The organism is Rhizobium sp. FG113 (assembly GCF_057809895.1).
Window position 1 is genome coordinate 903,223 of the sequence record NZ_JBMDKV010000001.1, and the last position, 23,944, is coordinate 927,166.

Annotated in this window: 20 protein-coding genes and 1 riboswitch; of the genes, 11 read left to right on the top strand and 9 right to left on the bottom strand. The window is 63.1% G+C overall.

Annotation, left to right across the window (positions count from 1 at the left end):
* Window positions 1–56 precede the first annotated feature (56 nt).
* Window positions 57–1,820, top strand: coding sequence for a tetratricopeptide repeat protein (locus ACODTZ_RS03960; protein ID WP_489023920.1), 1,764 nt, complete (start codon window positions 57–59; stop codon window positions 1,818–1,820).
* Window positions 1,821–1,990: 170 nt separating this feature from the next.
* A riboswitch (yybP-ykoY riboswitch) is annotated at window positions 1,991–2,087 on the top strand.
* 77 nt (window positions 2,088–2,164) lie between these two features.
* Entirely contained in the window at window positions 2,165–2,728 is a 564-nt protein-coding gene (locus ACODTZ_RS03965; RefSeq protein WP_112950181.1) for a manganese efflux pump MntP, read from the top strand.
* 34 nt (window positions 2,729–2,762) lie between these two features.
* On the opposite strand, the gene ACODTZ_RS03970 is transcribed toward ACODTZ_RS03965, so the two are convergent.
* From ACODTZ_RS03970 to ACODTZ_RS03980, 3 genes are all read right to left on the bottom strand, one after another.
* Window positions 2,763–3,728: a VOC family protein gene (locus ACODTZ_RS03970; RefSeq protein ID WP_489023922.1), complete on the bottom strand. Its 966-nt coding sequence runs from the start codon at window positions 3,726–3,728 to the stop codon at window positions 2,763–2,765.
* Window positions 3,729–3,834: 106 nt separating this feature from the next.
* Window positions 3,835–4,893: a Gfo/Idh/MocA family protein gene (locus ACODTZ_RS03975; protein ID WP_489023924.1), complete on the bottom strand. Its 1,059-nt coding sequence runs from the start codon at window positions 4,891–4,893 to the stop codon at window positions 3,835–3,837.
* Between the two features lie 17 nt (window positions 4,894–4,910).
* Window positions 4,911–6,401, bottom strand: a complete 1,491-nt coding sequence (locus ACODTZ_RS03980; protein ID WP_489023926.1) for a GMC oxidoreductase — start codon at window positions 6,399–6,401, stop codon at window positions 4,911–4,913.
* A 128-nt stretch (window positions 6,402–6,529) separates the two neighbouring features.
* Here ACODTZ_RS03980 and ACODTZ_RS03985 point away from each other — a divergent pair, with 128 nt between their 5' ends.
* Entirely contained in the window at window positions 6,530–7,411 is an 882-nt protein-coding gene (locus ACODTZ_RS03985; RefSeq protein ID WP_489023928.1) for a sugar phosphate isomerase/epimerase family protein, read from the top strand.
* A gap of 44 nt (window positions 7,412–7,455) precedes the next feature.
* Here the strand turns inward: ACODTZ_RS03985 and ACODTZ_RS03990 are convergent, their stop codons facing one another.
* A complete protein-coding gene (locus ACODTZ_RS03990) occupies window positions 7,456–8,313 on the bottom strand; it encodes a sugar phosphate isomerase/epimerase family protein (protein WP_489023929.1) in 858 nt (285 codons plus the stop codon).
* Between the two features lie 220 nt (window positions 8,314–8,533).
* Between ACODTZ_RS03990 and ACODTZ_RS03995 the strand changes: the two genes are divergently transcribed.
* Window positions 8,534–9,454 (top strand): DMT family transporter, encoded by a 921-nt coding sequence (locus ACODTZ_RS03995; protein ID WP_047503708.1) that lies wholly within the window; start codon window positions 8,534–8,536, stop codon window positions 9,452–9,454.
* 4 nt (window positions 9,455–9,458) lie between these two features.
* Here ACODTZ_RS03995 and ACODTZ_RS04000 read toward each other — a convergent pair whose 3' ends face one another.
* The 5 genes from ACODTZ_RS04000 to ACODTZ_RS04020 all read right to left on the bottom strand — a co-directional run bounded on the left by ACODTZ_RS04000 (window position 9,459) and on the right by ACODTZ_RS04020 (window position 15,102).
* On the bottom strand, window positions 9,459–10,241 hold the full coding sequence (locus ACODTZ_RS04000) for a sulfite exporter TauE/SafE family protein (RefSeq protein WP_489023931.1): 783 nt from the start codon (window positions 10,239–10,241) through the stop codon (window positions 9,459–9,461).
* A 4-nt stretch (window positions 10,242–10,245) separates the two neighbouring features.
* The gene (locus ACODTZ_RS04005) at window positions 10,246–11,124 is read right to left on the bottom strand and encodes an MBL fold metallo-hydrolase (protein WP_489023933.1); all 879 of its coding nucleotides are present in this window, start codon (window positions 11,122–11,124) and stop codon (window positions 10,246–10,248) included.
* Window positions 11,111–12,610 carry an aminotransferase class V-fold PLP-dependent enzyme gene (locus ACODTZ_RS04010; protein ID WP_489023935.1) on the bottom strand — a complete coding sequence of 500 codons (1,500 nt, stop codon included), beginning with the start codon at window positions 12,608–12,610 and terminating at the stop codon, window positions 11,111–11,113. The genes ACODTZ_RS04005 and ACODTZ_RS04010 overlap by 14 nt, the downstream gene beginning before the upstream one ends.
* Window positions 12,611–12,916: 306 nt before the next feature.
* Window positions 12,917–13,135, bottom strand: coding sequence for a hypothetical protein (locus ACODTZ_RS04015; RefSeq protein ID WP_018901692.1), 219 nt, complete (start codon window positions 13,133–13,135; stop codon window positions 12,917–12,919).
* A gap of 26 nt (window positions 13,136–13,161) precedes the next feature.
* Window positions 13,162–15,102, bottom strand: coding sequence for a hypothetical protein (locus ACODTZ_RS04020; RefSeq protein WP_489023937.1), 1,941 nt, complete (start codon window positions 15,100–15,102; stop codon window positions 13,162–13,164).
* Between the two features lie 111 nt (window positions 15,103–15,213).
* On the opposite strand from ACODTZ_RS04020, the gene ACODTZ_RS04025 reads away from it, so the two are divergent.
* The 7 genes from ACODTZ_RS04025 (at window position 15,214) to rhbD (ending at window position 23,944) form a co-directional block, all read left to right on the top strand.
* Window positions 15,214–16,041: a TfuA-like protein gene (locus tag ACODTZ_RS04025; protein WP_489023938.1), complete on the top strand. Its 828-nt coding sequence runs from the start codon at window positions 15,214–15,216 to the stop codon at window positions 16,039–16,041.
* Window positions 16,042–16,220: 179 nt separating this feature from the next.
* On the top strand, window positions 16,221–17,138 hold the full coding sequence (locus ACODTZ_RS04030; RefSeq protein WP_047503689.1) for a DMT family transporter: 918 nt from the start codon (window positions 16,221–16,223) through the stop codon (window positions 17,136–17,138).
* Between the two features lie 262 nt (window positions 17,139–17,400).
* Complete coding sequence (locus ACODTZ_RS04035) at window positions 17,401–18,672, top strand: RhtX/FptX family siderophore transporter (protein ID WP_489024790.1); 1,272 nt, start codon at window positions 17,401–17,403, stop codon at window positions 18,670–18,672.
* Window positions 18,673–18,750: 78 nt separating this feature from the next.
* Entirely contained in the window at window positions 18,751–20,106 is a 1,356-nt protein-coding gene (gene rhbA / locus ACODTZ_RS04040; RefSeq protein ID WP_489023940.1) for a diaminobutyrate--2-oxoglutarate transaminase, read from the top strand.
* A gap of 2 nt (window positions 20,107–20,108) precedes the next feature.
* Window positions 20,109–21,617 (top strand): pyridoxal phosphate-dependent decarboxylase family protein, encoded by a 1,509-nt coding sequence (locus ACODTZ_RS04045; protein WP_489023942.1) that lies wholly within the window; start codon window positions 20,109–20,111, stop codon window positions 21,615–21,617.
* A complete protein-coding gene (locus ACODTZ_RS04050) occupies window positions 21,607–23,364 on the top strand; it encodes an IucA/IucC family protein (protein ID WP_489023943.1) in 1,758 nt (585 codons plus the stop codon). The genes ACODTZ_RS04045 and ACODTZ_RS04050 overlap by 11 nt, the downstream gene beginning before the upstream one ends.
* Window positions 23,357–23,944 (top strand): rhizobactin siderophore biosynthesis protein RhbD, encoded by a 588-nt coding sequence (gene rhbD, locus ACODTZ_RS04055; protein ID WP_489023944.1) that lies wholly within the window; start codon window positions 23,357–23,359, stop codon window positions 23,942–23,944. Before ACODTZ_RS04050 ends, rhbD begins: the two co-directional genes overlap by 8 nt.

Consider the following 23,944-nt stretch of genomic DNA (forward strand, 5'->3'; position numbering starts at 1 on the left):
CAGGGAAGCGCGCATGTCCATGCAACAATCTTGTCCTTGCAGGAGCGGCCGTCGCGATGGATCGAAAGCTTGCAGCCATCCTCTGCACCGACGTCGTCGGCTTCAGCAGGCTTGCCGCGCTTGACGAGGAGCGCACCCTCCAGTCGCTCCATATTTGCCATGGGCATATCGCGGACTTGGTGGGCGAGCACGGCGGACGCGTCTTCGGCAGCGCCGGCGATGGGCTGGTCGCGGAGTTCCCCAGCGCGGTTCAAGCCACAAGGTGCGCGGTGGAGATCCAGCGCCAGCTTCACCGCCATTTCGAAGGCCTTCCGGCCGACCGGCGCCTCGAGTTCCGTATCGGGGTCAACCTCGGCGACGTGGTGGTTGCTGGCGACGATCTGCTCGGTGACGGCGTCAATATCGCGGCCCGCCTGCAGGAGATAGCCGGCCCGTCCGGCATCTCGATTTCCGGCTCCGTCCGCGAGCATCTCGACGGCAAGGTTCCGTTTGCGCTTGCCAGCCTCGGCGAGCGTGTCCTGAAGAACATCCCGAGGCCGATTTCCATCTTTCGCGTGGACTGGTCGCAAGAGGCCGGCGAAGATCAGGTCGTAACTTCGGCCTGGTCCGCCAACCGGCTCGACAAGGACCAGCCGTCGCTTGTGGTCATGCCCTTCGACAATCTCAGCGGGCCAAGCGACGGATATTTTGTGGATGGCGTCGTTGAGGAGATCACGGCAGCGCTGTCGCGCGTCAGGGACTTCTTCGTCATCGCCCGCCAATCGGCCTTCACCTACAAGGGCAAGTTCATCGATGTCCGTGATGTCGGCAGGGAGCTCGGGGTCGCCTACGTTGTCGAGGGCACGGTTCGCCGGGGCGGGGACCGGTTGCGCATTTCCGTCCAACTGGTCGACGCCGAACGGCGGACCCAGCTCTGGTCGGAGCGCTATGAAGGCATGACCAAGGACCTCTTCGAGTTCCAGGACCGGATTGCGGCGCAAGTTGCGGGCGCGATCCATCCGGCCATCCGCAGCGCCGAAATCGAGCTGGCGAAGCGTAAGCCGCCCAGCAGCCTGCGTGCCTACGACCTTGTCATGCGCGCCTGTCCCTACCTCTGGGGCCACAACAAGGATGGCATTGCGCGCGCCATTCCGCTTCTTCGGGATGCCATCGCCGTCGACCCGGCCTACGGTCGCGCGCACGCGTTTCTGGCATGGTGTCACGCCCAGAACCTCGGCTACATCTGGACAGATGACCCGGAACGGGAACTCGCGCTCTCGCTTGCCGCGATCGACGCCGCGTCGCGCGCGATCGACGATGACCCGACGGCCCTGACCGCGGTCGGCGGAGCAATCAGCCATTGTGGTGATCAGCCGCGCGCGGCGGTCTATCTGGAGAGGGCGCTGTCGCTCGATCCGAATAATTCCTGGGCGTGGGCGAGATTTGGCTGGGTCGCAAGCTACAGGGGAGAACCCGATCGCGCCAGGGAGCGCTTCGAGCGCGCGATGACGCTTAGCCCGGCCGATCCGCTTGCCTTCAACATGCGGATGGGCTTCGCACTGGCGCTGGCTCTCGCAGGCTCTCTCTCCGAAGCGGTGTCGATCGCCCGGGAGGTCGTCACCAGGCATCCCGATGTGACCTGGCCCTACCGGATGATGACGGCTTGGGCGTCGATGCAGGGGGATGAGGAGACGGCGCGCTGGGCGGCCGCGAAGTTGCTGATCGCGGAGCCGGACTTCACGATCCAGCGCTATCTCACCCGGCCAGTCTTTCGCGCTGTGCCGACATGGGCGGATGAGATGGCCGAGGGATTGCGCAAGGCAGGTCTGCCCGAGCAGTGAGCCGACGCTGTCGTGGCTGGCGCCACTATGCAGATCAACGCCCCATTCTGCGAATGCTTCGCAGCTGCATTAAAAACTGGAAGATGCAGTTGCAAGTCATTGTTAACTAGCGATTTTTTTCTGTTTTCTCTTTTCGTTTTTCCGTTGACAGAAAGAGGCGGGTCGCCTACCCAGCGCTCATCGGGGAGTAGCCACCGCCTGAGGGCGGGAGCGTGTCAACATACTCGTGCGAGAGCACGTGGCGCGTTCGGCCGACGAGATCGGCTCGGCAAGACCGTGGCGGACGTCACCTGGCCAAAACAGGGTGAATTGGCTCAGCTACGAATCTCCTGAAGGGTTCAACCATGTCATTGCTATCGATCATCGTGCTGGCGTTCAGCATGTCCATGGACGCGTTCGCCGTCTCCGTCGGCCGGGGTGCAGCCCTTGGTCGCCCGCGCTTCAGCGAGACGCTGCGCACCGGCGTCGTCTTCGGCATCGTCGAGGCGATCACGCCGCTGATCGGCTGGGCGGCGGGTGTTGCCGCTGCCCGCTTCGTGACGGCGGTCGACCACTGGATTGCCTTCGGCCTGCTTGCCGCGGTCGGCATCAACATGCTGCGGGCAGCGATGAGCAGCGAGCAGGAAGAAGAGAAGAAGCCAGGCATGTCCTTTGCCATGCTGATCGCAACCGCGATCGGCACCAGCCTCGATGCCATGGCCGTCGGCGTCTCGCTGGCGTTCCTGGAGGTCAACATTCTTGTCATCGCGGTGGCGATCGGCGCCGCCACTTTCCTGATGGCGTCAGGCGGGATGCTGGTCGGCCGCCTGATCGGCGAGCGCTTCGGGCGCTACGCCGAGGGTGTCGCCGGCGTGGCGCTGATCATTCTCGGCTCGACCATTCTCTACGAACACCTGATGGCCGGCTGAGGCGATCAGGCAAACGCGCCGCAGTGAAGCGCCGTCAGGCCTTGATCAGCCGGACCTCGGTTCCCCAGGGATCCATCGCGATATAGCCCCCCGGTACATGGCCGCCGATGCCGGCCGTGTTGAAGCGCTTGATCTGCTGCTCGTAGAGCAGCGGTTCGGAAACCGTCAGCGAAAACCAGCTGAGGCCGGTCTTCGAGCTGTCGCGGCCGCCGGCGCCGGCGCTGCGCCATGTGTTGACCGCCACGTGATGGTGATAGCCGCCGGATGACAGGAAGGCTGCGTTGTCGCGCTCGGCGCTGGTGGCGGCAAGGCAGAGCAGATCGCGGTAGAAGCCGTTCGCCTCGTCGATGTCGCCGACGCGCAGATGGATGTGGCCGATGCGCAGCCCCTCGGGTGCCGCGTCATAGGTGTCCTTCGACATGTCGGTCAGTGCCGCGATGGCGTCGATGTCGAGTTCCTTGGTGCCCATGGTGACGATGCCGTCCTTCCATTGCCACTGGTCTCGCGGCCGGTCGGAATAGACCTCGATGCCATTGCCTTCAGGGTCGGTCAGGTAGATCGCCTCGCTGACGCTGTGATCGGCGAAGCCGTCGAGCGGGATCTTGGCGACGGCGGCATGCACCAGCCAGCGCGCGAGATCGACCCGCGTCGGCATCAGATAGGCGATGTGGAAGAGGCCGGCGGATGTCGGGTCCTCGAAGCCGGCGTCGGGTATGCTGGTCAGGTAAAGTAGCGGTTCGTTGGCCACGCCGAGCATGACCTCGTCGGCGCTTTCCGCGAGCACCTGGAGGCGCAGCGTGTCTTGATAGTAGCGGCTCATGCCGGGGAGGTCGCGGACGCGGAGCGCCGCGCTCTTGATATGCGCGGCGGTGGTCACCCCATATGGCAAGGCGGCCGCCGCGGGCATCGCGCCGGCTTCGGCGTTTACGGCATGATTGAATGCGGCTGCGAGCGAGCTCACGCCCGCGAGTTGCAGCATATGGCGGCGGCTGATGACCATTGAGACGATCCGGTGGCTGGCGTGTTTATTCCCCACCACCGCATCGGGCCTTCGGGCCGGTTCATCAAGTCAAAACTATGTGAGCCGGCCGTCAGTTTTAGCAGCTTCAGAGCTTGACAGCCTGGCCGGTGCGCACGCTTTCATCGGCCGCAAGGCAGATCTTCAGCGAGGTGACGGCGTCGTCCATATGGCGGGCGAGGTCGAGATCTTCCGTGATGGAGCGATAGACGAAATCCTGCTCGCGGTCGCACAGCATCTGGTGGTCGGGCTCGTCGTGCATGTCGAGCCAGTCGTCGGATCGAGCGAAAGCGCCCTTAGCATCCGTCCCGGCGTGGTGGACGCGCAGGCGCGACGTCTTGGTGTGGGCGTCCAGACTGGCGGAGCTTGCGCCTTCGTCCATGACGATCGAGACCGAGCCGTTGGGCGAGATCACGTCTTTCACGAAGAAGGCCGTCTCCGACATCATCGGACCCCAGCCGGCCTCGTACCAGCCGACGCTGCCATCCTCGAACAGCACCTGGAAGTGGCCATAATTATACATGCCCTTGGGGAGGCCCTGCGCCAGCCCGACGCCCATGCCGCGCACTTCGACCGGTTTGGAATCAGTGATCTGGCACATGACGTCGACATAATGCACGCCGCAATCGACGATCGGCGAGGTGGTCTGCATGATGGAGCGGTGAATGTCCCAGGCAGCACCGCTCGATTGCTGATTGAGGTTCATGCGGAACACGTAGGGACCGCCGAGGCTGCGCGATTCGGCGATCATCCGCATCCATGAGGGATGATGACGCAGGATATAGCCGATGACGAGCTTGCGGCCGTTGGCCTTGGCGGCGGCGACGACGCGCTCGGCATCGGCGACATTGGCGGCCAGCGGCTTCTCGACGAAGACGTGCGCGCCGCTTTCAAGGGCGGCAACCGCCATGTCGGCATGGGTGTTGGTATGCGTGGCGACGGAGACGACGTCGGGCGAGAATTCCGCCAGCGCGGCGGCATAGTCGTTACGCAGCGGATAGCCGGAGAGCTCTTCCGGCAGCGTCGGCGTCGAGCGGTTGACGAGGCCGACGATCTCGAAGCCGGGATGCGCGTGGTAGGCGAGCGCGTGGCTCTTGCCCATCTGGCCGAGGCCGACCACGAGGACCTTGAGTTTTTGATTTGTCATGACATTCGCCTCGTTTCTCAGGCCGCCGTCCGGCGCGCTTCGGCAATCGCGCGGGCGCCGATGCTGGCAAGGGCGACAGAGAACAGGGTGGGATTGGTCGCGGTTGCGGTGGGAATGACGCCATTGCCGGCGACATAGAGGTTATCGAAGCCCCAGACCTTCGACGTCTTGTCGCAAACGCTGGTGCCATCGTCGGCCTCACCCATGCGGATGGTGCCCTGGAAGTGGAGCGACGAGCCCACCGGCTGCACGAAGGTGGCAAAGCCAGGAGCCGGCCGGCCGATGATGTTGGAAATCTTCACCGCGAGGCTCTTCGCGTCTTCGAGGCGCGCCTTGTCGCCTTCCGACTGACGCCACTGGATCGAGATGGCGGGCAGGCCGAGCCAGTCGGTGCGGGTGTCGTCGAAGGTGACGCGATTGTCAGCGCTGATATCGGAAGAGACGAAGACGCCCATGCCGATCGGCTGTCCCACGATGTCGCCCGAACGCGGCATGCTGTGCAGGCTGGCGGGCGCGATGGTCACCGAATAGGGGAGGTCTTTGGTGGCCGGAATCCAGTTCATGGCCTTCATCGGAACATCGGTCTCCATCTCGGAAATCTGCGAGACGATGTAGTGGTCGTTAATGTTGCGGCCGAGCGCTTCCGGGCGGATGCCGGATGCATAGAGAAGCTGCGGCGAATGGAGCGCATCGCATGCAACGACGACGGTGCCGGCGTTGACCACGAAGGTGTCGCCGGAGCCCGTGCCGGCGAGCTCGACGCCGGTCACGGTCTTGCCGTCGTGGATGACGCGGCGGCAGGCTGTCTCCTTCAGGATGGAGAAGCGCTCGGCCGGCTCATCGACGAGATCGCCGAGGACGACGTCGGTGCCGTGATAGTGCAGGCCGTCGGGGCCGGGCGTGGCCGCGAGCGGCATCGGCTGGACGAAGCGGTCGGGCGTGCGGCCTGCATTGAAGACGGCGCCGAGACGGTCGCGAAGCGCAATGGCAGCGGGATCGCCGGCATTCGGGTCGGTGTTGGTGCCGAGAAGCTTGGCCGAGGTAGCAAGTGCTGCCTGCATCTCGCCGGCGGGAATGAAGGGCACAAGCTCGATTTCCGACGGCACCGGCGTGCCGGTCGACCATTTTGTGCCCATGCCGCCGACATTGGCGGCCGAGAAGCCGGCAAACAGGTTTTCGTCCTGCGGGTCGCCGTCATTGGCGATGAAGAGACCCGAGCGGCGCAGCAGCGAGCCATCGAAACCACCGGCGCGGCGCGCTTCCCACTCTTCCTTGTTGATCGGCATGCGCGGGCTGCGATCGCCGCCCTGGGCGAGGACTTCGAGCGCGCCGCGCTCATCGAGATCGGCGACGTTGTCGAGATGTGCGCCTGTCTTCGGCAGGATCTGCGGCCCGGCCTCCACCATCACGATGCGCGCTTCGGGCCACTCGTTGCGAATGACCCGGGCATAGGCCGAGCCGGTCGGACCGGTTCCCACAATGACGACGTCTGCAGACTTTATTGCCATTCCCGCATGCTCCATGCACTTCATCTCTTTGATAACAAACAAGGATGTATCGCGGTGATTGTCAATCTCGATATTGACAGTCTCAACCGCGTTTCCGATGGTGACGCCACAGATCGCGAGGAGTCCCCATGAAGTTCGGTTTGAGTTCCTACAGTTTCCGCCCGCTGATGTTGGATGGTTCGATGCAGATCGAGGATCTGTTCACCTGGCTCAGGGACAATGGCGGCGAGCACCTCGAGCTTGCGACGCTGTCGATCGCGCCAGGTGGCGACGACCTGAACTACGAGCTGATCAAGGATGAGGCGAGCATCGAGCGCCTGCGCAAGGCATCGGAAGAGACCGGCATTCCGCTGTCGGGCCTCTGCATCGCCGGGAACTTCATCGGCGACGACCGACGCGCACAGATCGACCGGGTGAAGCGCTATGTCGAGCTTTGCGACCGCCTCGATGTCCGCTTCCTGCGCCACGATGTCGTGCCGTGGTCGCTGCGGGCGACGAATGCCGCGCAGTTCGAAACTGCCTTCCCAATGATTGTCGATGCCTGCCGCGAGGTCGCGGACCATGCGGAGCGCCTTGGCGTAACCGCCAGCGTTGAGGACCACGGCTTCTTCATGAACTCCAGCGAGCGCGTCAAGCGCCTGCTGAACGCCGTCGACAGCCCGAACTTCAAGATGACGCTCGATGTCGGCAACTTCCTCTGCGTCGATGAGAATCCCGTGACCGGTACGCGCGCGTCGATCGCGCATGCAAGCTTCGTGCATATCAAGGATTTCTACGTGCGCGCCGAGAGCCCGGGGCCGGGCTGGCTGGAGACGCTCAACGGGCAGTTTATCCGCGGTTCCGTCTTCGGCTTTGGCGACCTGCCGGTGAAATCGATGCTGAAGAGCGTGGTGGATTCCGGTTACGACGGCTTCGTCTCGCTCGAATATGAAGGCAACGAACCGACGCTCTATGGCTGCCAGACCGGCCTTGCCAACGCCCGCAGGTTGTTTGCCGAACTCAAGGGCTGAAGTTGCGGGCGATGATCGGCGGGCTTGAGCGCCCGCCGGTGTTCTTAGAGAGCGGCGATTCGATCGACGCGCTCCTTGATCGCCGCCAGCCGGTGGCGGTCGCCGCCGGGTACCTCGACGGAAGCCCAACCGGAATAGCCGACCTCGGCGAGCGCGCGGTTGACCGCCGCCCAATCGCAGTCGCCGTCACCGATCTCGACCTCGAAGCCCTTCCACGGACCCTCGCTGTTCATCTTGTCGAGGCTGTACTCCTTGACGTCGACCTTCAGGATGCGGTGGCCCAGCGCCTCGATCCAGTCGACGGGCCGGCCATAGCGCAGGACATTGCCGACATCGAAATACCAGCCGACCTTCGGATGGTTGCAGGCATCGACGAAAGCGGCGGCTTCCAGCGGGCTGAGCAGAAAGTCGTTCCACACATTTTCGAGCGCGATCGAGACACCGGTCTCCTCGGCGTGCGGAGTGATCTTGGCGATTTCCTCCAGCGCGCGAATATAAGCCGTCTTGTAGCTCGTCGGGCTGTTGCGAACGACGCCGGGAACCAAAAGCACCGTATCGGCGCCGTAGAGCTTGGCATCATCAAGCGCCGTGATCATCGAATCCACGCAGGCCTGACGGACAGCGGGATCGGCGTCGGTGAGCGGGCTCTTCCAATGCATGGAGTTGACGAGACCCGGAATGGCGACGCCGGTCTTGTCGCGGGCATCCAGCACTTCGCGGGATGGCAGATCGTTGGGGGAATCGAGTTCGACGCCATCGAAGCCGAGATCCCGCAGCAGCTGGAACTTTTCCAGGATCGAAAGCTTGTCCTCCTCGATCATCGACCATTTCAGGCTGATCTTCGCCAGCGGGCGAGGGGACTGCGATGCTTTATGGGAAGGCGAGGCGGCGGGATCGGTCATGCTCGTGTCTTTGCTTGGAAAATGGATGCGCGGGGCGCACTATGTCATTGAACCCGCAGGCCATCAACGCCTCTTGGCGGCAAGTTCGAACTTCGCGCCGATGACCATGCCGCGGTGCGAAATAAACATGGATATGTGCCCGATTTGGCGGGTGTCATGGCTTGAGCGGTAGCACGGGCTGGACTAGTCCAAGGCCAAAGCAGACGCGGTGCCGGAGACGATGAACATTAAAAGTAGCAGCCCCAAGCTGCAGGGTTACCTATTCACCTTGGCCGCGGTTTTCATCTTCGCCGTTCAGGACAGCTTTTCGAAATATCTTGGCGAACGATATTCGCCGATCCTGATCACCATGATCCGCTTCTGGGCGTTCGCGGCCTTTGTGATGCTGCTGGCAATGCGCAAGCCCGGCGGCGTGCGTGGCGCGTTCACAACAAAACATCCGCTGATGCAGGTCATGCGCGGCGTGCTGCTGGTGGCCGAAATCGCGCTCTTCGTGTTCGGCCTGGCGCATACCGGGCTTGCGATCACCCAGGCGATCTTCCAGTCGACGCCGCTGATCGTGACCATCCTGTCGATCCCATTCCTCGGAGAGCATGTCGGCTGGCGGCGTTGGCTGGCGGTTGTCGCCGGGCTGTTCGGTGTGCTGTTGATCATCAACCCGACCGGTGGCGCCTTCAGCCTCTATCTTCTGCTGCCGCTCGCCTGCGCGACCATGTTCGCGGCCTATAGCGTCGCCACGAGGGCGGTCAGCCGCAACGATTCCACCTTTACGAGCCTCATCTACACCGCCGTGGGCGGCGCGGTCGCGATCTCGCTGCTCGGTCCTTTCTACTGGACGCCGATCGCCGTTTCGGACTGGCCGATGGTCGCCGCACTCTGCGTCTGCGGCACGGTCAGCCACTATTGCCTGATCCGTGCTTATGATTCATTGCAGGCCTCCGAGGTGCAGCCGCTCGCCTATCTTCAGCTCGTCGTCGGCGCGGTGATCGCGGTGATGTTCTTTGGGGAGACGTTGAGCTGGAACATGCTGCTCGGCTCAGCGATCGTCGTCGGCGCGGGTCTTTTCACCATGTGGCGGGAGCATCGCGCGCAGTCCAAGAACAATCCGGCCTCCGGCTCCGGGATCGCCGAGCGACCCTGAACGGCTAAAGCGCGATATAGCTGCGCCACAGCACATAAAGGCTGACGGCGAAGATGACGGCGCGGAAAATCGTCGCCAGCGTGTTGCGCCGGTCGGCAAGCCGCGTCGCGGCGATCGTTCCGATGACACCGCCGCCTATACCACCGGCGATGAAATAGCCCGCGGTCAGCCAGTCGACCAAGCCTGACGTCGCATAATTGGCGGCCGTCGTCAGGCCGAAGGTGCCAACGGCCATGAGCGAGGTGCCGACGGCGTTGATGAGGGGCATGCCTGTTGCCAGCAGCAGCGCCGGCACGATGAGGAAGCCGCCGCCGATGCCGAAGAAGCCTGAGAACATACCCGTCAGCAGCGCGATCGCGGTCGTCTTGCCGTGTACCGCCATGGTCAGCGAGTGGGCGGTGACGTCAGAAGCGACGCGGGTCTTGCGCATGGCGAAGCTGACGAACATCATCAGCAGCCCGAACATGAAGAGCAGCTTTTGACCGTCTATGAGCTTTCCTAGGCTCGAACCCAGATAGGCGCCGAGCGCGCCGGCGGCTGCGAAGATCAGCGCGCAACGCCACCAAACGTGACCCTTGGCGGCGTGGCCGGCGAGGTTGAGATAGGCATTGGCGGAAACGGCAAGCGCGCCGGTTCCGATCGCCGTGTGAACGTCACGCATGCCCACGGCATACATCAAAAGCGGCGTTGCAAGGATCGATCCACCGCCGCCGATCAGGCCCAGCGTGCATCCAACAAGCGAGCCGGAGCCGAGCGCGAAAAGGACATGCTGGAGCGATCCATCCACGATGTCATCTCCCCCAGACCGATCCGGGCAGGGCGTCGAGCGGGATCTTCAGGTAGCGCCGGCCATCGGCCTCGGGCTCCGGCAGCGCGCCGCCGCGGATATTGACCTGCAGCGCATGCAAGATGAGCTTCGGCATCGGCAGGGTCCTGTCGCGGGCCTCCCTGATCTCGATGAACGCGGCGCGCGAACGACCGGTGACATGCGGGTTCTTTTGCCTCTGTTCGGCAACCGAGCTTTCCCACAAGGCCGCGCGTCCGCCGGGCATATAATCGTGGCCGGTAAAAAGCCGGGTCTGGTCGGGGAGATCCAGAATGCGCTCGATCGACGTCCACAGGCTATCGGCACTGCCGCCTGGAAAATCCGCCCGCGCCGAGCCGCTATCGGGCATGAAGAGCGTGTCGTGGATGAAGGCCGCGTCGCCGACGATATAGCTGATCGACGCCAGCGTGTGACCGGGCGAATGCATCACGCGGGCTTCGAGGTCACCGATTCTGAAGATGTCGCCGTCGGAAAACAGCCGGTCCCATTGCGATCCGTCGCAAGCGAGGTCGGGCCAGTTGTAGATCTCTTTCCAGATCCGCTGCACTTGCACGACATGCTCGCCGATTGCGGTCGGCACGCCTGTGCGCGCTTTAAGGTAGGCGGCGGCGGAGAAGTGGTCGGCATGCGGGTGCGTGTCGAGGATCCATTCGAGCGTCAGGTCATGGCGCGCGATGTGGTCAAGCAGGCGGTCGGCATTCGTCGTCGCCGTCGAGCCCGATTTCTCGTCGAAATCGAGCACGGGGTCGATGATGGCGCATTTGCGGGTGGTCGGACAAGAAACCACATACTGGATGCTGCCCGTGCGCACATCGTGGAAGCCGGCGACCTCAGGCTGCGGCATGGACTTCGTCTTCCATGGACGCTGCGCGCGGGAAGAAGATCGCCCGGCTCGGATCGAAATCGTAATCCGCTACGAAAGCGGTCGCATCGGCTGCGATCTGGGCGACGGAATCGAGAATGAAACGGACCTTCTCGTCATCAAGCAGGACGCTGAAGTTCAACCTGATAAAACCGGGCTTCATGATCTCGTCGCCGGACAGAATGGCCTGCCGGATCGCTTGGGATTGCTGATCATCGATCGACAGCAGCCGGTGGACGTAAGGCCCGGCGCAGGCGCAGCCGCCGCGCGCCTGGATGCCGAAGCGGTCGCTGAGCATTCTTGTGATCAGCTGCTGGTGGACATAGCTGCCCTTGCCGTCCTTTACGCGGAACGAGAAGATCGGCAGCCGGTCGGGGCCGGGCAGGCCGAGGATTTCCAGCGGCTCGATATCTCTCCAGGCGTTGAACGCGCGCGCGGCAAGCGCATGATTGCGCTCGGCCATCGCCTGCGCACCGATCGCGTCCTTGACGATGAAGGCGAGCGCCGCCCTGATGTCGCCGACGACATTCGGCGTGCCGGCTTCTTCGCGAGCTTCGAGGCTGTCGCTATAGTCATGCGTCGTGGGCGACACGAACTTCACCGTGCCGCCGCCCGGCCAGGAGGGCTTGGTCGCCGAGACAGCGTCGCGCCGAACAATCAGGATGCCGGAAGCGCCGGGGCCGCCGATGAACTTGTGCGGTGAGACGACGATGGCGTCGATCTCAGTACCTGATGCCGGTGACATGGCGATCGGCACATAGGGGCCGGCGCCGGCGTAGTCCCAGATCATCCTGGCGCCTGCGGCCTTGACGATGCCGGTGATCGTGGCGACGTCGCTGGTGATGCCGGTGATGTTGGAAGCGGCCGAGAGGGTGCAGATCGTGATATCCGCGTCGCTGTCGCGCAGTGCTGCTTCAAGCAGACCAAGGTCAGGGCCGCCGGATGCTTGCTCGGGAACCTCGACGATCTCCGCGCCGCTTTCGCGCCAGGGCAGGATATTGGAGTGATGCTCGTAGGGGCCGATCACGACGCGCACGGACTTGCCCGCCGCAATCGCGTCCGTCACGCCAAAGAGCGAGACCAGCCGATTGATGCCCGCTGTCGCGCCGGAGCCGGTGAAGATGACCGCATGATCGGCACTCGCGCCGCAGAACCCACCGATCAATCCGCGCGCTTCGCGGCGCATGCGCGTCATGAAGCCACCGCAGTAGGAGGCCTCGGTGTGGCTGTTGGCGTAATAGGGGAGAACCTCTTCGAGAACGAAACGCTCGACCTGGTGCAACGCGCGGCCCGACGCGACATAGTCGGCGTAGACGAGGCTCTTATCGCCATAGGGACCGGATATCTTCGCTTTCGCTCCGACAAGCCCGTCGCGAAGAGCGGCGATGACATCGGCGCTTGCGAGACCGTCGCGGAATTTCGACAATGCTGTCGCTGTGTGCGATGCGGCGAGGCGAGGGGTTTCCACGGTCGTTCTCCTTGCTGGGGATGGCGACGTGGATTGTAATCTGGAACAGGCCGAGCAAACTCACCTGATTTTAGGCGGAATTGGCTGAAATTGGATCAAATGATCTAATGTAGAGACGTATCCGCTTGTTTTGATATGGCTGTGCAGGCGAGTGCAATCTTGCTGAGCGAAAGCGGCAGCGAGTCAGGATGATGGATTGCCGGAAGCGGTGTTGCTGCACTCCCGCAAACAAAGCGCACGACAAAGCCGGCGCCCTGAGCGAGACAAGGCGCCGGCCAACTGACTGGCTTGGATTCCTGGCGCGGACTAGCCTTCGTAGTGCCCGGACGCGGCTTCCTTGGCGGACTTCACGACGACGGCAAAATTGACGTCCTTCGTGATTGACGTGCCGCTCTTGCGGAGATCGGCGACCTCCTTGAGCTTGCTACCTGCCGGCGGATCGAGCGGGGTGACGGTTCCCGCGCGGAGATCGGCGACCCAAAGACCTTCTTCGCCGGTGATGCTGATGACAACGACTGCGCTCATGTTCTCTTTCCCTCTAAGATGAACTGTTAAAAGCCTGCCTTCTTGAGGCCCTCTCGGTAGAGGTCCTTATGCCATTGCTCCTTGCTGGGCACTGCCGCCAGCCAGGTATCGACGTCGAAATTTGGGTTTGCCTCGCGCACGCGGCGCACAAGAATGCGTGCCTTGTCGGCATGCCCCATCATCGCCCAGCTGGCTGCCGCCAGGCGATCCGCAAGGCTCGGGTCGGACATCTGGCCGATGTAATCGATCGACGAGCCAAATTCGCCGAGCGCGTAGTTAGCGCCCGCCGCTGTCCAGAGATACATATCCGGAGTCAGCGGGTTCAGTTCGATCGCCCGCTCGATCTTCTGCAGCGCCATGCCCGGGCGAGAGCAATGCACCAGCGTATCAGCGTGGTCGGCGATGACGTCGGCGTAATGCGGCGCCAGCGCTTCGGCCACTTCCATCGCCTCGGCGCTCTCGTCGAAATCGCCCTGCAACAGCTTGGCGACCCCGAACTCGCGGTAACCATCGGCGAAGTCCGATCGCTTTTCGATCGCCTGCCTGGAGAGGTTCTCCGCCTGCTTCAGGAGCTCGATATCGCCACGCGCGGTGAGCAACCATTCCTTGGAATAGGTGCGCCCCATGGCGCTCAGCGCCGGCGCGAAATCGGGGCTGGCTGCGAGCGCTGCCTTCATCTCCTTGCGCGCGCGCCGGAGGTTGGGAAGCGTCATGCGCGTCATGTCGCGCTTGCCGGCGAGATAGCGGTGATAGGCCGCGGGATTGAGTTCGATATCGGCGCGCTGCTCCTCGTGGCGGGCGATTTCGCGCGAGACGGAGAGCGCGATCTGCCGCGAGATAGCACGCTTGTCGCGCAGCAGGTCGAGACGGTGGAGCCCGAAACGTTCGGCCCAGAGAACCTGCGCGTCGTCGACGAAGATCAGCTGGGCAAACAGCGTCACGTCGTCTGCGCTGCCGCTGATGCGCGTCTCCAGCACATAGTTGACGGCCTGCCGCTCGAAGAAGGCAGCCTGCGTTTCCACATTGTGGCCGACCTGGACCGCGGAGTAGGGCGCGATTACCCGCAGGCTGTTGAAGGCGCAAAAACCGATGGTGATGTCTTCGATCAGCGACGAGGCGATGAGGCCCGCGTCGGGGCTGACCGATTGGTTGCTGGGTGGAAGCAGGACGAGGCGCGGGATCGCATGGGCTATGCTGCCGGCTTCGACGGCCAAGCCGGCGGCCGCGCCATTGCGCGAAGGCGCTCTCGCTTCAGCCGCAACCTTCGTGCTGCCATTACCCTTTTCAGATGCCGAGAATTTGGCTCCGCGCTCGATCGAGCCGCGCCGCTTGGCAAAATAATTCTGAAGCGATTCAACGTCTTGCTCGGCATTGAAGATCTTCAGCAATAACTGCAGCGTTTCCGGATCCTGCGGCTCGGAACGGAAGAGGATGACCGCTGCCTTGCGCAAGACTTCCGCGTCTTCGCGCGTCTGCGCATCGGCGTGAGCTTCCCTCAATGTCCGCTCGAGAAGCTCGACATGCCGGTTGCCTTCATCGACGACCCAGCTCTTGAACTCCCTGCTCTGGATCTTGACCGGGCCGAGGAAGGGCTGATCGAGCAGCTTGACCAGCCGCCGCAGCCGCGCGAAGGGCGCTGCGGCCTCGTCCTCCCGAATGAGCTGGATGTCCGACGTCAGCAGCGCGCGGTCGATCGCGATCGTGCTGCCCTCGAAGGATACGAAGCTGGAACCAAGATCGCTCTGGTAAGCCTTCACTCTGGATAGCAGCTTTCGCAAGGTCGTGTCGGATGCGCCGTTATCCGTTTCGCCCCACAGGAAGCGGGCGATCGTGGTGCGGTATGCCGATCCCTCATCGACTGTCAGCAGGTAGGCAAGCAGCAACAGCCCCTTCTCGGGCAAGGCGACGACGTTACCGTCCTCGTCGGCCAACCGCAGCTTTCCAAAGGTCTCCAGAACGAACGTCATTTCACCCCTGATCAGCCCGTTTTTCTTTGGGCACGGCTCGTCCCATGCCTCAGTCTGTCACGATGTTCCCAGACATTCAACAGCTGCATTCGCAGTTGCGAGACGCAAAGGTTGTATTATTCTGCGGGCAGCGGATCGAAGTGCTGGCGGCTGCGGATCTCGGATATTTGCGCCAAGGCAAAAGAACATTGGCGTGAGGATGGCGGTGTCGGGATGCGGGTGATCTTTGCCGGGCCAACGCTTTACGGTGCGGAGCTGTCCCGTGCCGATTATGATATTCGACCACCCGCGAGGCAGGGCGACGTCTACCGGGCGATCGTCGACGGGGCCAATGTCATCGGGTTGATCGACGGCATCTACGAGCACGTGCCGGCAATCTGGCACAAGGAGATCCTGTTCGGGCTGTCGCGGGGCGTGCACATGTTCGGCGCAGCGAGCATGGGCGCATTGCGTGCGGCGGAGTGCAGCCCATTCGGAATGATCGGCATTGGTGAGATTTACGAGGGCTACGCTTCCAATACGCTCGAAGACGATTCCGACGTCGCCCAATCGCACGCGCCGGCCGAGTTGGGGTACCTTCCGCTCAGCGAACCGCTCGTCAATGTCCGGGCGACTTTATCGCGGTGTCTGGAACTCGGCTTGCTCACCGGATCGGAGCATGATGCTCTGCAGGCGGCCGCGCGGGAGATATTCTTCAAGGATCGGACATACCGATATCTCGTGCGGCTGACGTTCGGCGAGACGAAGCGCGCGGAAAGTATGCTGGCTCTGCTGCGGGCGAATAGCGTGAACGTGAAACTTCGCGACGCCGCCCTGCTGATGGATGTGGTTGCGGCTACACCTGACCAGAGGTTTACGCCGAGCACGCTCTGGACGTTTCAGGCCACCGACTTCTGGAACGCCGAGTTTCCGGATGCAGGCGCGGGCCCTTCGGATTGATTTGTGTGTTCGCAAGTGGCGGCGCGAACGTAACGACGCGCTTGCCGCTTGCAAGATGTCGTGCCCTCGGAGTAAGCATCTGCCACCCAAACAGGCATCGATATGGGCGGCAGCGTGCAAACCTATTTTGACCGCCCGAACCTCATCGGACAAATGGCGTCGTGGAGCGCCCGCACATCATGAACAGACAGGCGGCTTTCGTCCTGGGCGGCAACGCCATCTTGGCCGGTATTCTTCTGATGCTCGTCGGCGACTTCATGTTCGCCCTCAACGACGCCATGGGCAAATGGCTGGTTGCAAGCTTTTCTGTCGGACAGGTGCTGCTGGTGCGCTCGCTCGGCGCATTCTTCGTGCTTGGGCCGATGCTCTCGCGCCAACCACTGACGTCGCTCTACCGGGTCGAGAAGCCGCAATGGCAGCTGATCCGCGTCATCCTCGCCACCGCTGACACCGGCCTCTTTTACGCTGCCGTCGCCTATCTTCCGCTTGCCGACGTCATGACCTTCTATATGGCCGGGCCGATCTATGTGGCCGCGCTGTCGCATTTTCTTCTGGGCGAGACGATCGGCTGGCGGCGCTGGCTGGCGGTATTGATCGGGTTTGTCGGCGTTGTCATCGCGCTGCGCCCATCGACGGCGATGCTGTCCTGGCCATCGATGTTCGGGCTGGTCGGCAGTCTCTCCTTTTCGTTGACGCTGGTGCTTGGCCGCGTGCTTCGCTCCACACCGGACGCGACGCTTGTGACCTGGCAGACGCTCGGCTGCCTCGCTACCGGCGCGCTCCTCAGCATTGGCAACTGGAGCGCTTTCAGCGGTCAGCAACTGCTGGCGCTGCTGCTGCTTGGCGTCGTTTCCTGTTCGGCGCACCTGATGATCACGCGCTCGCTGAAGCTTGCACCGGCCTCCCTGCTGGCGCCGCTGCAATATACGCTGCTGCTTTGGGCCGTCCTCTTCGGCTGGCTGTTTTTTGGCGAGTTCCCCGACCGGCAAACGCTGATCGGCGCCGCCATCATTGTTCTTGCAGGGTTGTTCATCTTCCATCGCGCCAAGGTCAAGGATGTCGAGCCCCTGGTGCCGAACGACTCCAGCCACGGCTAGACAGCTGCCGGCCACGCTCAATGAGCGCAACAGCTCGTTCTGAGCAGCCGCTTTTCAGCGATTTTCGACGATAGGCGAAACGCAGGCAGCGAGCTTGCGGCCGGCTCTCTATGCAATCAAAACTTGCATGTTCGCTATTGTCCAACTCTGGTTCGCTTCGATCCAAGCCAAGTCGTGCATCCGGTTTTAAATATGACAAAAATACTCCTGTTATATTTAGCCGGCATGCCGGCATGTGAAAGAAGAGACGCCAGTGACCGCGATGGACCTGCACAAAGACATGATACCCGCGAGCGCCCGGCCGGGTGCTGAAGGCCAGAGCAGGCTCTACGCCATTCTCGGCGGCCTTTATCTCGCTCAGGGCATTCCGACCTATCTGCTTCTCGTGGCGCTGCCGCCATTGATGCGGGAAGCCGGTGCGTCGCGCACGGCGATTGGCCTGTTTTCGCTTCTCATGCTTCCACTCGTGTTGAAGTTCGCCATCGCCCCGTTCGTCGATCGGTTCGCGCTCTTTCCGCGCCTTGGCCATCGCCGTGGCTGGGTCATTCCCACGCAGCTCTTGGTCAGCGCGGGTATTGCCATCATGGCCTTTATCGAGCCGGATCAGGCGGGCGCGTTGTTTGCGATCGCGCTATTCATCACGCTACTCTCGTCGATCCAGGATATCGCCACCGATGGCTATGCCGTCCGCCGGTTGACCACGAAGTCCCGCCCTGTCGGCAACGCCGTGCAGGCCGGCGCTGTCGCTCTCGGCGTTATCCTCGGCGGAACGCTTGCTCTCGTGCTGGTTCACAGGATTGGCTGGACGCCGACCATTCTGCTCGTGTCCGCGCTGTCGCTTCTTCCCCTCGTCGCAGCCTTCTGGATGGACGAGGAGTCGCCCGTTTCGCAACCGGCTGAAAAGTCCAAGGAGCGTATCGGGCTCTTGCAATTCTTCCGCCGGCCGAACGCATGGCTGATCCTCGCCTTCGCCCTGAGCTATCGCGCCAGCGAAGGTCTGGTGCGTGGCATGGAAGGGACCTACCTCGTCGATATCAAGGTGCCGACCGAATGGATCGGCTACATGTCTGGAGCGGCTGCCGCGACCGCCGGCCTGCTCGGCGCTGCGATCGCCGCTCTCATCATCCGCAAGGCGGGCTTGTCGGCAACGCTCATTCTTCTGGGTGGCCTGCGCAGTCTGTGCTTCCTCGCCTTCGCGCTGAACGCCTTCGGGATCTGGCCGGGCATTGCGGTGGCGCTGTCGGCGTCAGCATTCCAGACCTTCATCCGCTATATGGAGCTTGTGGCGATCTACTCGTTCTTCATGGCCTCGTCCTCCGACAAGCAGCCGGGCACTGACTTCACGCTGCTGACCTGCGCGGAACTCGTCATCTATCTCATCGGCGCGTCGATCGCCGGCTACCTCGCCGATCGCCTCGGATTTGAAGCGCTGTTTTCCATCGCCACGGTGATCTCTGTCCTCGGCGTCGGCCTTTCGGTCTGGATGCTGCAAAAGATCAAGCGCAGCGCGGAGGCGCTGCCCGCCACCACCTGACCGCGGTCAGGCCCTCCTGGCCTCCAAACACTTCTGACTTCCCAGCACTTCTGACCTCAAAGAAACGGAGCCGAACACATGGACACCTCCGAACTGCTGCGCAATGACTTTTATCTGGCCCGTCAGGCCGAGCGGGAATCCAACGCCCGCAGCTATCCCCGGCGCTTTCCCCTGGCCCTGAAGTCGGCAAAAGGATGCACTGTCACCGATGTCGAAGGGCGGACCTACCTCGATTGCCTTGCCGGCGCCGGTACGCTGGCGCTAGGGCACAATCATCCGGAGGTGATCGACACGCTCAAGGATGTTCTTTCATCAGGACTGCCGCTTCACACGCTCGATCTCACCACCCCGGTCAAGGACCGCTTCGTGTCCGATCTCTTCGCAACCTTGCCCGAGGAGCTCAGGAAAGAAGCGAAAATCCAGTTCTGCTCGCCGAGCGGCACGGATGCCGTCGAGGCGGCGATCAAGCTTGCCAAGACGGCAACGGGGCGAACCGACATCGTCTGCTTCCGCGGCGCCTATCACGGCATGTCGCAGGGCTCGCTTTCGCTGATGGGCTCGCTCGGCCCGAAGGCAGGGGTCGGGCAGCTGGTGCCGGGCGCCCACTTCTTTCCCTACCCCTACAGCTATCGTTGCCCATTCGGACGCGGCGGCGAGGAGACAGCCAGGCTGGCGGGTGAATATTTCGAGCGGGCACTGCGTGACCCTGAAGGCGGCATCAATCGCCCGGCCGCCGTTATTCTGGAGGCCGTGCAGGGCGAAGGCGGCGTGATCCCGGCTCCCGCGGAATGGCTGCGCAAGGTGCGCGAGGTTACCGCCGAGCTCGGCATCCCGCTGATCATCGACGAGGTCCAGAGTGGCGTCGGCCGCACCGGCAGCTTCTACGCCTTCGAAAAGGCAGGGATCGTGCCTGACATCGTCGTCCTCTCCAAGGCGATCGGCGGCGGATTGCCGCTGGCGGTGACCGTCTACCGCTCCTCGCTTGACGTATGGAAACCCGGCGCCCATGCCGGAACCTTCCGTGGCAACCAGCTGGCAATGGCCGCCGGCCAAAAGACGCTTGAGATCATCGAGCGTGATGGATTGGTTGCACGGGCTGCCGCGGCCGGCGAGCGGATGCGCGGTCATCTCGAACGGATCGCCAGAAACTCGGCCTATGTCGGCGAGGTCAGAGGTGCCGGTCTTATGCTCGGTATCGAGATCGTCGATCCCGCCGGACGTCGCGACGCAATCGGACATCTGCCACACGGCGCCGAGGCCGCCGCTTCGATCCAGGCGGATGCATTCCGTCAGGGTCTGATCATGGAAACCGGCGGCCGCTTCGGCAGCGTCCTGCGCCTGCTTCCGCCGCTGATCATCTCCGACGCGGAAATCGATCAGGTGGGCGCGACCCTCGCCAACGCCTTCGATCGCCTCGAAAGAAAGGCGGCCTGACCATGAACGTACTCTCCTTCAAGACAAAATCGGCGCCAGCGCCTGATCCGCTCTCGCAGGTTCTTGGCCCGGACGCCGTCTCTCGGCACGCTTACCTGCGCGCCATGATGCAGGCCGTCGATCTCACACTGGAAGAGGCCGGCGATACGCACGGCCCTTACTCAGGCGCGAGTGCCGAGGATCTCAGAAGCCTCGTCGATGCCATCGACCCGTGCCCGGCAATCGGGCAGGGGACCTCGGCGGCGCTCAACGACATCGGCAAGGCTGCGGTCCAGCATGCGCTCGCCGTCGGTCATCCGGCAGCTGTCGCCCATCTGCATTGCCCGGTCGCCATTCCGGCGCTGGCGGCGGAGGTGCTGATCTCCGCCACCAACCAGTCTCTCGATTCCTGGGATCAGTCGCCCTTCGCGACTATGGTCGAGGAGCGCGTGATCGAATGGCTTTGCGAGACAGCCGGCTTGCCGGCCACGTCAAGCGGCAGCTTTACCAGCGGCGGAAGCCAGTCGAACATGACGGCGCTGCATCTGGCAGCCGAGCGATGCGGTCTCGAGGCGCGCCATACCGGCCTGGTCTTCACCTCCGAGCAGGCGCATTTCAGCATTGCAAAGAGCGCCCGTATCCTCGGATTTGCCGCTGATGCCGTGGTGACGGTCGAAACGGACGAAGACGGGCGCATGCGACCGGAAGCCCTCGGCCGCCGTCTCGACGAGGCCAGGCGATCGGGTCGCCCGGTGGTGGCAATCGTTGCGACGGCAGGGACGACGGACCTCGGAGCGATCGATCCGCTGGACGCGATTGCCGACCTGGCGGCCAGGCACGATGTATTCCTGCACGTCGATGCCGCCTATGGCGGCGGGCTCCTGTTTTCGCGCCACGGCAACAGACTGAAGGGGCTGGAACGGGCACAGTCCGTCGCGCTCGATTTCCACAAGATGCTGTTCCAGCCAATCAGCTGCGGCGTGCTTCTCGTGGCCGACAAGGCGGATTTCCTGCCGCTCGCCACCAAGGCCGACTATCTCAATCCAGAGGACGCCGTCTTCCCCGGCGTGCCTAATCTGGTCGAGCGTTCCTTTCAGACGACGAGGCGCGCCGACGCGTTGAAGGTGCTGATGACCGCCCGCGCCCTCGGCCGCGACGGTCTCGACGATCTCATCAACCGGACACTCGAAAACACGATCGCCGCCGCGCACGCCGTCGATGCGAGATCCTATCTGCGGCTTGCTCGCCGTCCCTCGCTGTCAACGGTCGTCTTCCGCTACGTATCTGCCCACGGACCGAGCCATGACGACGAGATGACGATCAGGCTGCGGGCGCAGCTGTTCGAAGCCGGCGTCGCGGCTTTGGCAACAACGGTTCTCGATGGGCGGGTGCATTTCAAGTTCACCCTTCTCAACCCCCGCTCGACGCCGGATGTCGTCAACCGCGTGCTCGACGCGATTGGCGAGGCTGCCGAGGACATTCAGACAAAAGACATAGTTTCACAAGACAGGGAGACCAACGATGCAGGCTGAAACCGCCGCCACGCTCTCGCTTCGCTCGCTTCTCAATTGCGTTGCACGCGAATACTCCGACATCGCCAGCTGGAAAAATGGTGCAGGTGGCTTGTCGTTTGTCATCGCTTTCCCGAAAACGGGTGGCACTCTATCCGTGCCGGTGCTCTATCGTTCGGCAACGGGTCATCACCTCTTCGGTGACGAAACCAGCCTGACGGAAGCTGGCGCGAAGCGCAGCCTGACGCCTGCCGAAGCCGCCGATCTCATCGTCGAGCGACTGGAGCCGGGTGATGCCGCCAAGGAAGGGCGAGAAGATCTTCTGAACCGCCTGCGATCCAGCCGACGCCTGATCGCGCAGGCGCTGGACGCGCGCGAAGGTGATCTCGCGGGCCTCGCGGGAAGCCACGTGACGTTCATCGAAGCCGAGCAAGGGCTGATTGCCGGCCACGGCGTCCATCCGTGCCCGAAGAGCCGCGAGGGTATGAACGAAGTGCAATCGCGCCGCTATTCGCCGGAATTCGCCGCCGGTTTCGCGTTGCGCTGGTTCGCTGTCGATCGGCGCGTCGCCCATGGCGGTCATTCAGCCGGCTCGCCAGCGCCGGAAGCATGGATTGATCAGGCATGCGGAGCGGAACTCGAGAGCATTCGTGCCCGGTTCCCGGCCGACAACCACGCGCTGCTGCCGGTTCATCCCTGGCAGGCGGATCACATGCTTGCCGATCCTGACGTGGCCGCGTTGGCGGAGAAGGGGTTGATCGTCGATTGCGGCGAAGCCGGCGGCCTGTGGTATCCGACATCGTCGGTACGCACGCTTTACCGGCCGGACGCTCCCTTCATGCTGAAGCTCTCGCTCGGCGTCGGGATCACCAATTCGGTGCGCGTAAATCTCGCCCGTGAGCTTCTGCGCGGGGACGATATGTATCGCTTCCGGGCGAGCCCTCTGTGGCAGGATTTTCAGAGCCGCTATCCCGGCCTGACGCTCATCCCGGATCCTGCTTATCTCGGTGTCACCTCCAGCGGAGAGGTCATCGACGGACTGTCCGTGTCGATGCGCGAAAACCCCTTCCACGGCGCTGGAGCTGAGCGCAATGTCAGCCTCTTCGCATCGCTTTGCGAGCATCTGCCCGAACGCGGAAGTCGGCTCGGAGCCTTGATACGCGATGTAGCGGCCAGGGAAGGGCGACCGCTGGACGAAGCGGCGACCGCGTGGTTCGAGCGGTTCCTCACCGTGTTCGTGCGGCCGGTCTTCGCGCTCTATCTGAAATTCGGCATCGCCATGGAAGCGCATCAGCAGAACATGCTGATCGAGATCGAGGACGGCTATCCCGTCGGAACGCTCTACCGCGACAACCAGGGCTTCTTCCATCACCACCGCGGGCATGAGGCACTGGTCAAGGTGCTTCCTGAGCTGGGTATCGCCAGCGAATCCGTCTTCGGTGAGGAGCCGGTCGACGAGCGCCTGCTCTATTACGCCTTCATCAACTCGACGCTCGGAATGATCGGGGCGCTTGGTCGTGAAGGTCTTGTCGACGAGGCCGTGCTCCTGGCCATGCTGCGTGCGGAGTTGCAGTCGTTGCATGATGCCGAAGGCGGCCAGTCCGAGCTCGTCGCCAAGATGCTGGCGCCGACCCTGCTCACCAAGGGCAACCTCAGGACCCGCTTTGCGCAGATGGACGAGCTGGTCGGACCGCTTGAGACGCAATCGGTCTATCTGGCGCTCGACAATCCGCTGGCCGAGCGGACACGGGAGTTGGCCTATGCTTGATACCGCGTCACGCGCCGATCTCGCCTATTCACGCTACGACCCCGATATCGGACGCACGGTCAGTTTCCGGTTGCTCGACAAGACCACGGATCTCGAGCTGCTGTGGCGCTGGATGAACCAGGCGCATGTGGTCCCGCAATGGAAGATGGCCAAGCCGATCGAAGAGATCGCGCGCTACATCGACACCAATCTCGCCGATCCGCATCAGGACCCATACATCGGCCTGATCGATGGCGAGCCGATGAGCTATTGGGAGGCCTACTGGGCCAAGGACGACATTCTCGGCCGCCATTATGCGGCCGAGGACAAGGATCGCGGCTGGCATATGCTGGTGGGGGAGCCCGCCTTCTTCGGTCGCGGTGTTGCCCCGGCCATCATCCGGGCCTTCACGCGCTACCTGTTTCTCGACGACCCCGCGACCACCAAGGTGGTTGGCGAGCCGAGCGTGGCAGCCCGCCGGCTGCTTCGCTATGCGCCCGCCTGCGCCTTCGAGGAGCAGGGCGAGATAGACCTTCCCGACAAGCGGGCGAAACTGATGTTTTGCCATCGCGACCGTTTCACACAGCAGTTTGGATTGTGA

What these genes read in the sequence shown, in the direction of transcription:
- ACODTZ_RS03960 (WP_489023920.1), top strand. Translation starts at nt 57, where the DNA reads ATGGATCGAAAGCTTGCAGCCATCCTCTGCACCGACGTCGTCGGCTTC.
- ACODTZ_RS03965 (WP_112950181.1), top strand. Translation starts at nt 2,165, where the DNA reads ATGTCATTGCTATCGATCATCGTGCTGGCGTTCAGCATGTCCATGGAC.
- ACODTZ_RS03970 (WP_489023922.1), bottom strand. Translation starts at nt 3,728, where the DNA reads ATGGTCATCAGCCGCCGCCATATGCTGCAACTCGCGGGCGTGAGCTCG.
- ACODTZ_RS03975 (WP_489023924.1), bottom strand. Translation starts at nt 4,893, where the DNA reads ATGACAAATCAAAAACTCAAGGTCCTCGTGGTCGGCCTCGGCCAGATG.
- ACODTZ_RS03980 (WP_489023926.1), bottom strand. Translation starts at nt 6,401, where the DNA reads ATGGCAATAAAGTCTGCAGACGTCGTCATTGTGGGAACCGGTCCGACC.
- ACODTZ_RS03985 (WP_489023928.1), top strand. Translation starts at nt 6,530, where the DNA reads ATGAAGTTCGGTTTGAGTTCCTACAGTTTCCGCCCGCTGATGTTGGAT.
- ACODTZ_RS03990 (WP_489023929.1), bottom strand. Translation starts at nt 8,313, where the DNA reads ATGACCGATCCCGCCGCCTCGCCTTCCCATAAAGCATCGCAGTCCCCT.
- ACODTZ_RS03995 (WP_047503708.1), top strand. Translation starts at nt 8,534, where the DNA reads ATGAACATTAAAAGTAGCAGCCCCAAGCTGCAGGGTTACCTATTCACC.
- ACODTZ_RS04005 (WP_489023933.1), bottom strand. Translation starts at nt 11,124, where the DNA reads ATGCCGCAGCCTGAGGTCGCCGGCTTCCACGATGTGCGCACGGGCAGC.
- ACODTZ_RS04015 (WP_018901692.1), bottom strand. Translation starts at nt 13,135, where the DNA reads ATGAGCGCAGTCGTTGTCATCAGCATCACCGGCGAAGAAGGTCTTTGG.
- ACODTZ_RS04020 (WP_489023937.1), bottom strand. Translation starts at nt 15,102, where the DNA reads ATGACGTTCGTTCTGGAGACCTTTGGAAAGCTGCGGTTGGCCGACGAG.
- ACODTZ_RS04030 (WP_047503689.1), top strand. Translation starts at nt 16,221, where the DNA reads ATGAACAGACAGGCGGCTTTCGTCCTGGGCGGCAACGCCATCTTGGCC.
- ACODTZ_RS04035 (WP_489024790.1), top strand. Translation starts at nt 17,401, where the DNA reads ATGGACCTGCACAAAGACATGATACCCGCGAGCGCCCGGCCGGGTGCT.
- rhbA (WP_489023940.1), top strand. Translation starts at nt 18,751, where the DNA reads ATGGACACCTCCGAACTGCTGCGCAATGACTTTTATCTGGCCCGTCAG.
- ACODTZ_RS04045 (WP_489023942.1), top strand. Translation starts at nt 20,109, where the DNA reads ATGAACGTACTCTCCTTCAAGACAAAATCGGCGCCAGCGCCTGATCCG.
- ACODTZ_RS04050 (WP_489023943.1), top strand. Translation starts at nt 21,607, where the DNA reads ATGCAGGCTGAAACCGCCGCCACGCTCTCGCTTCGCTCGCTTCTCAAT.
- rhbD (WP_489023944.1), top strand. Translation starts at nt 23,357, where the DNA reads ATGCTTGATACCGCGTCACGCGCCGATCTCGCCTATTCACGCTACGAC.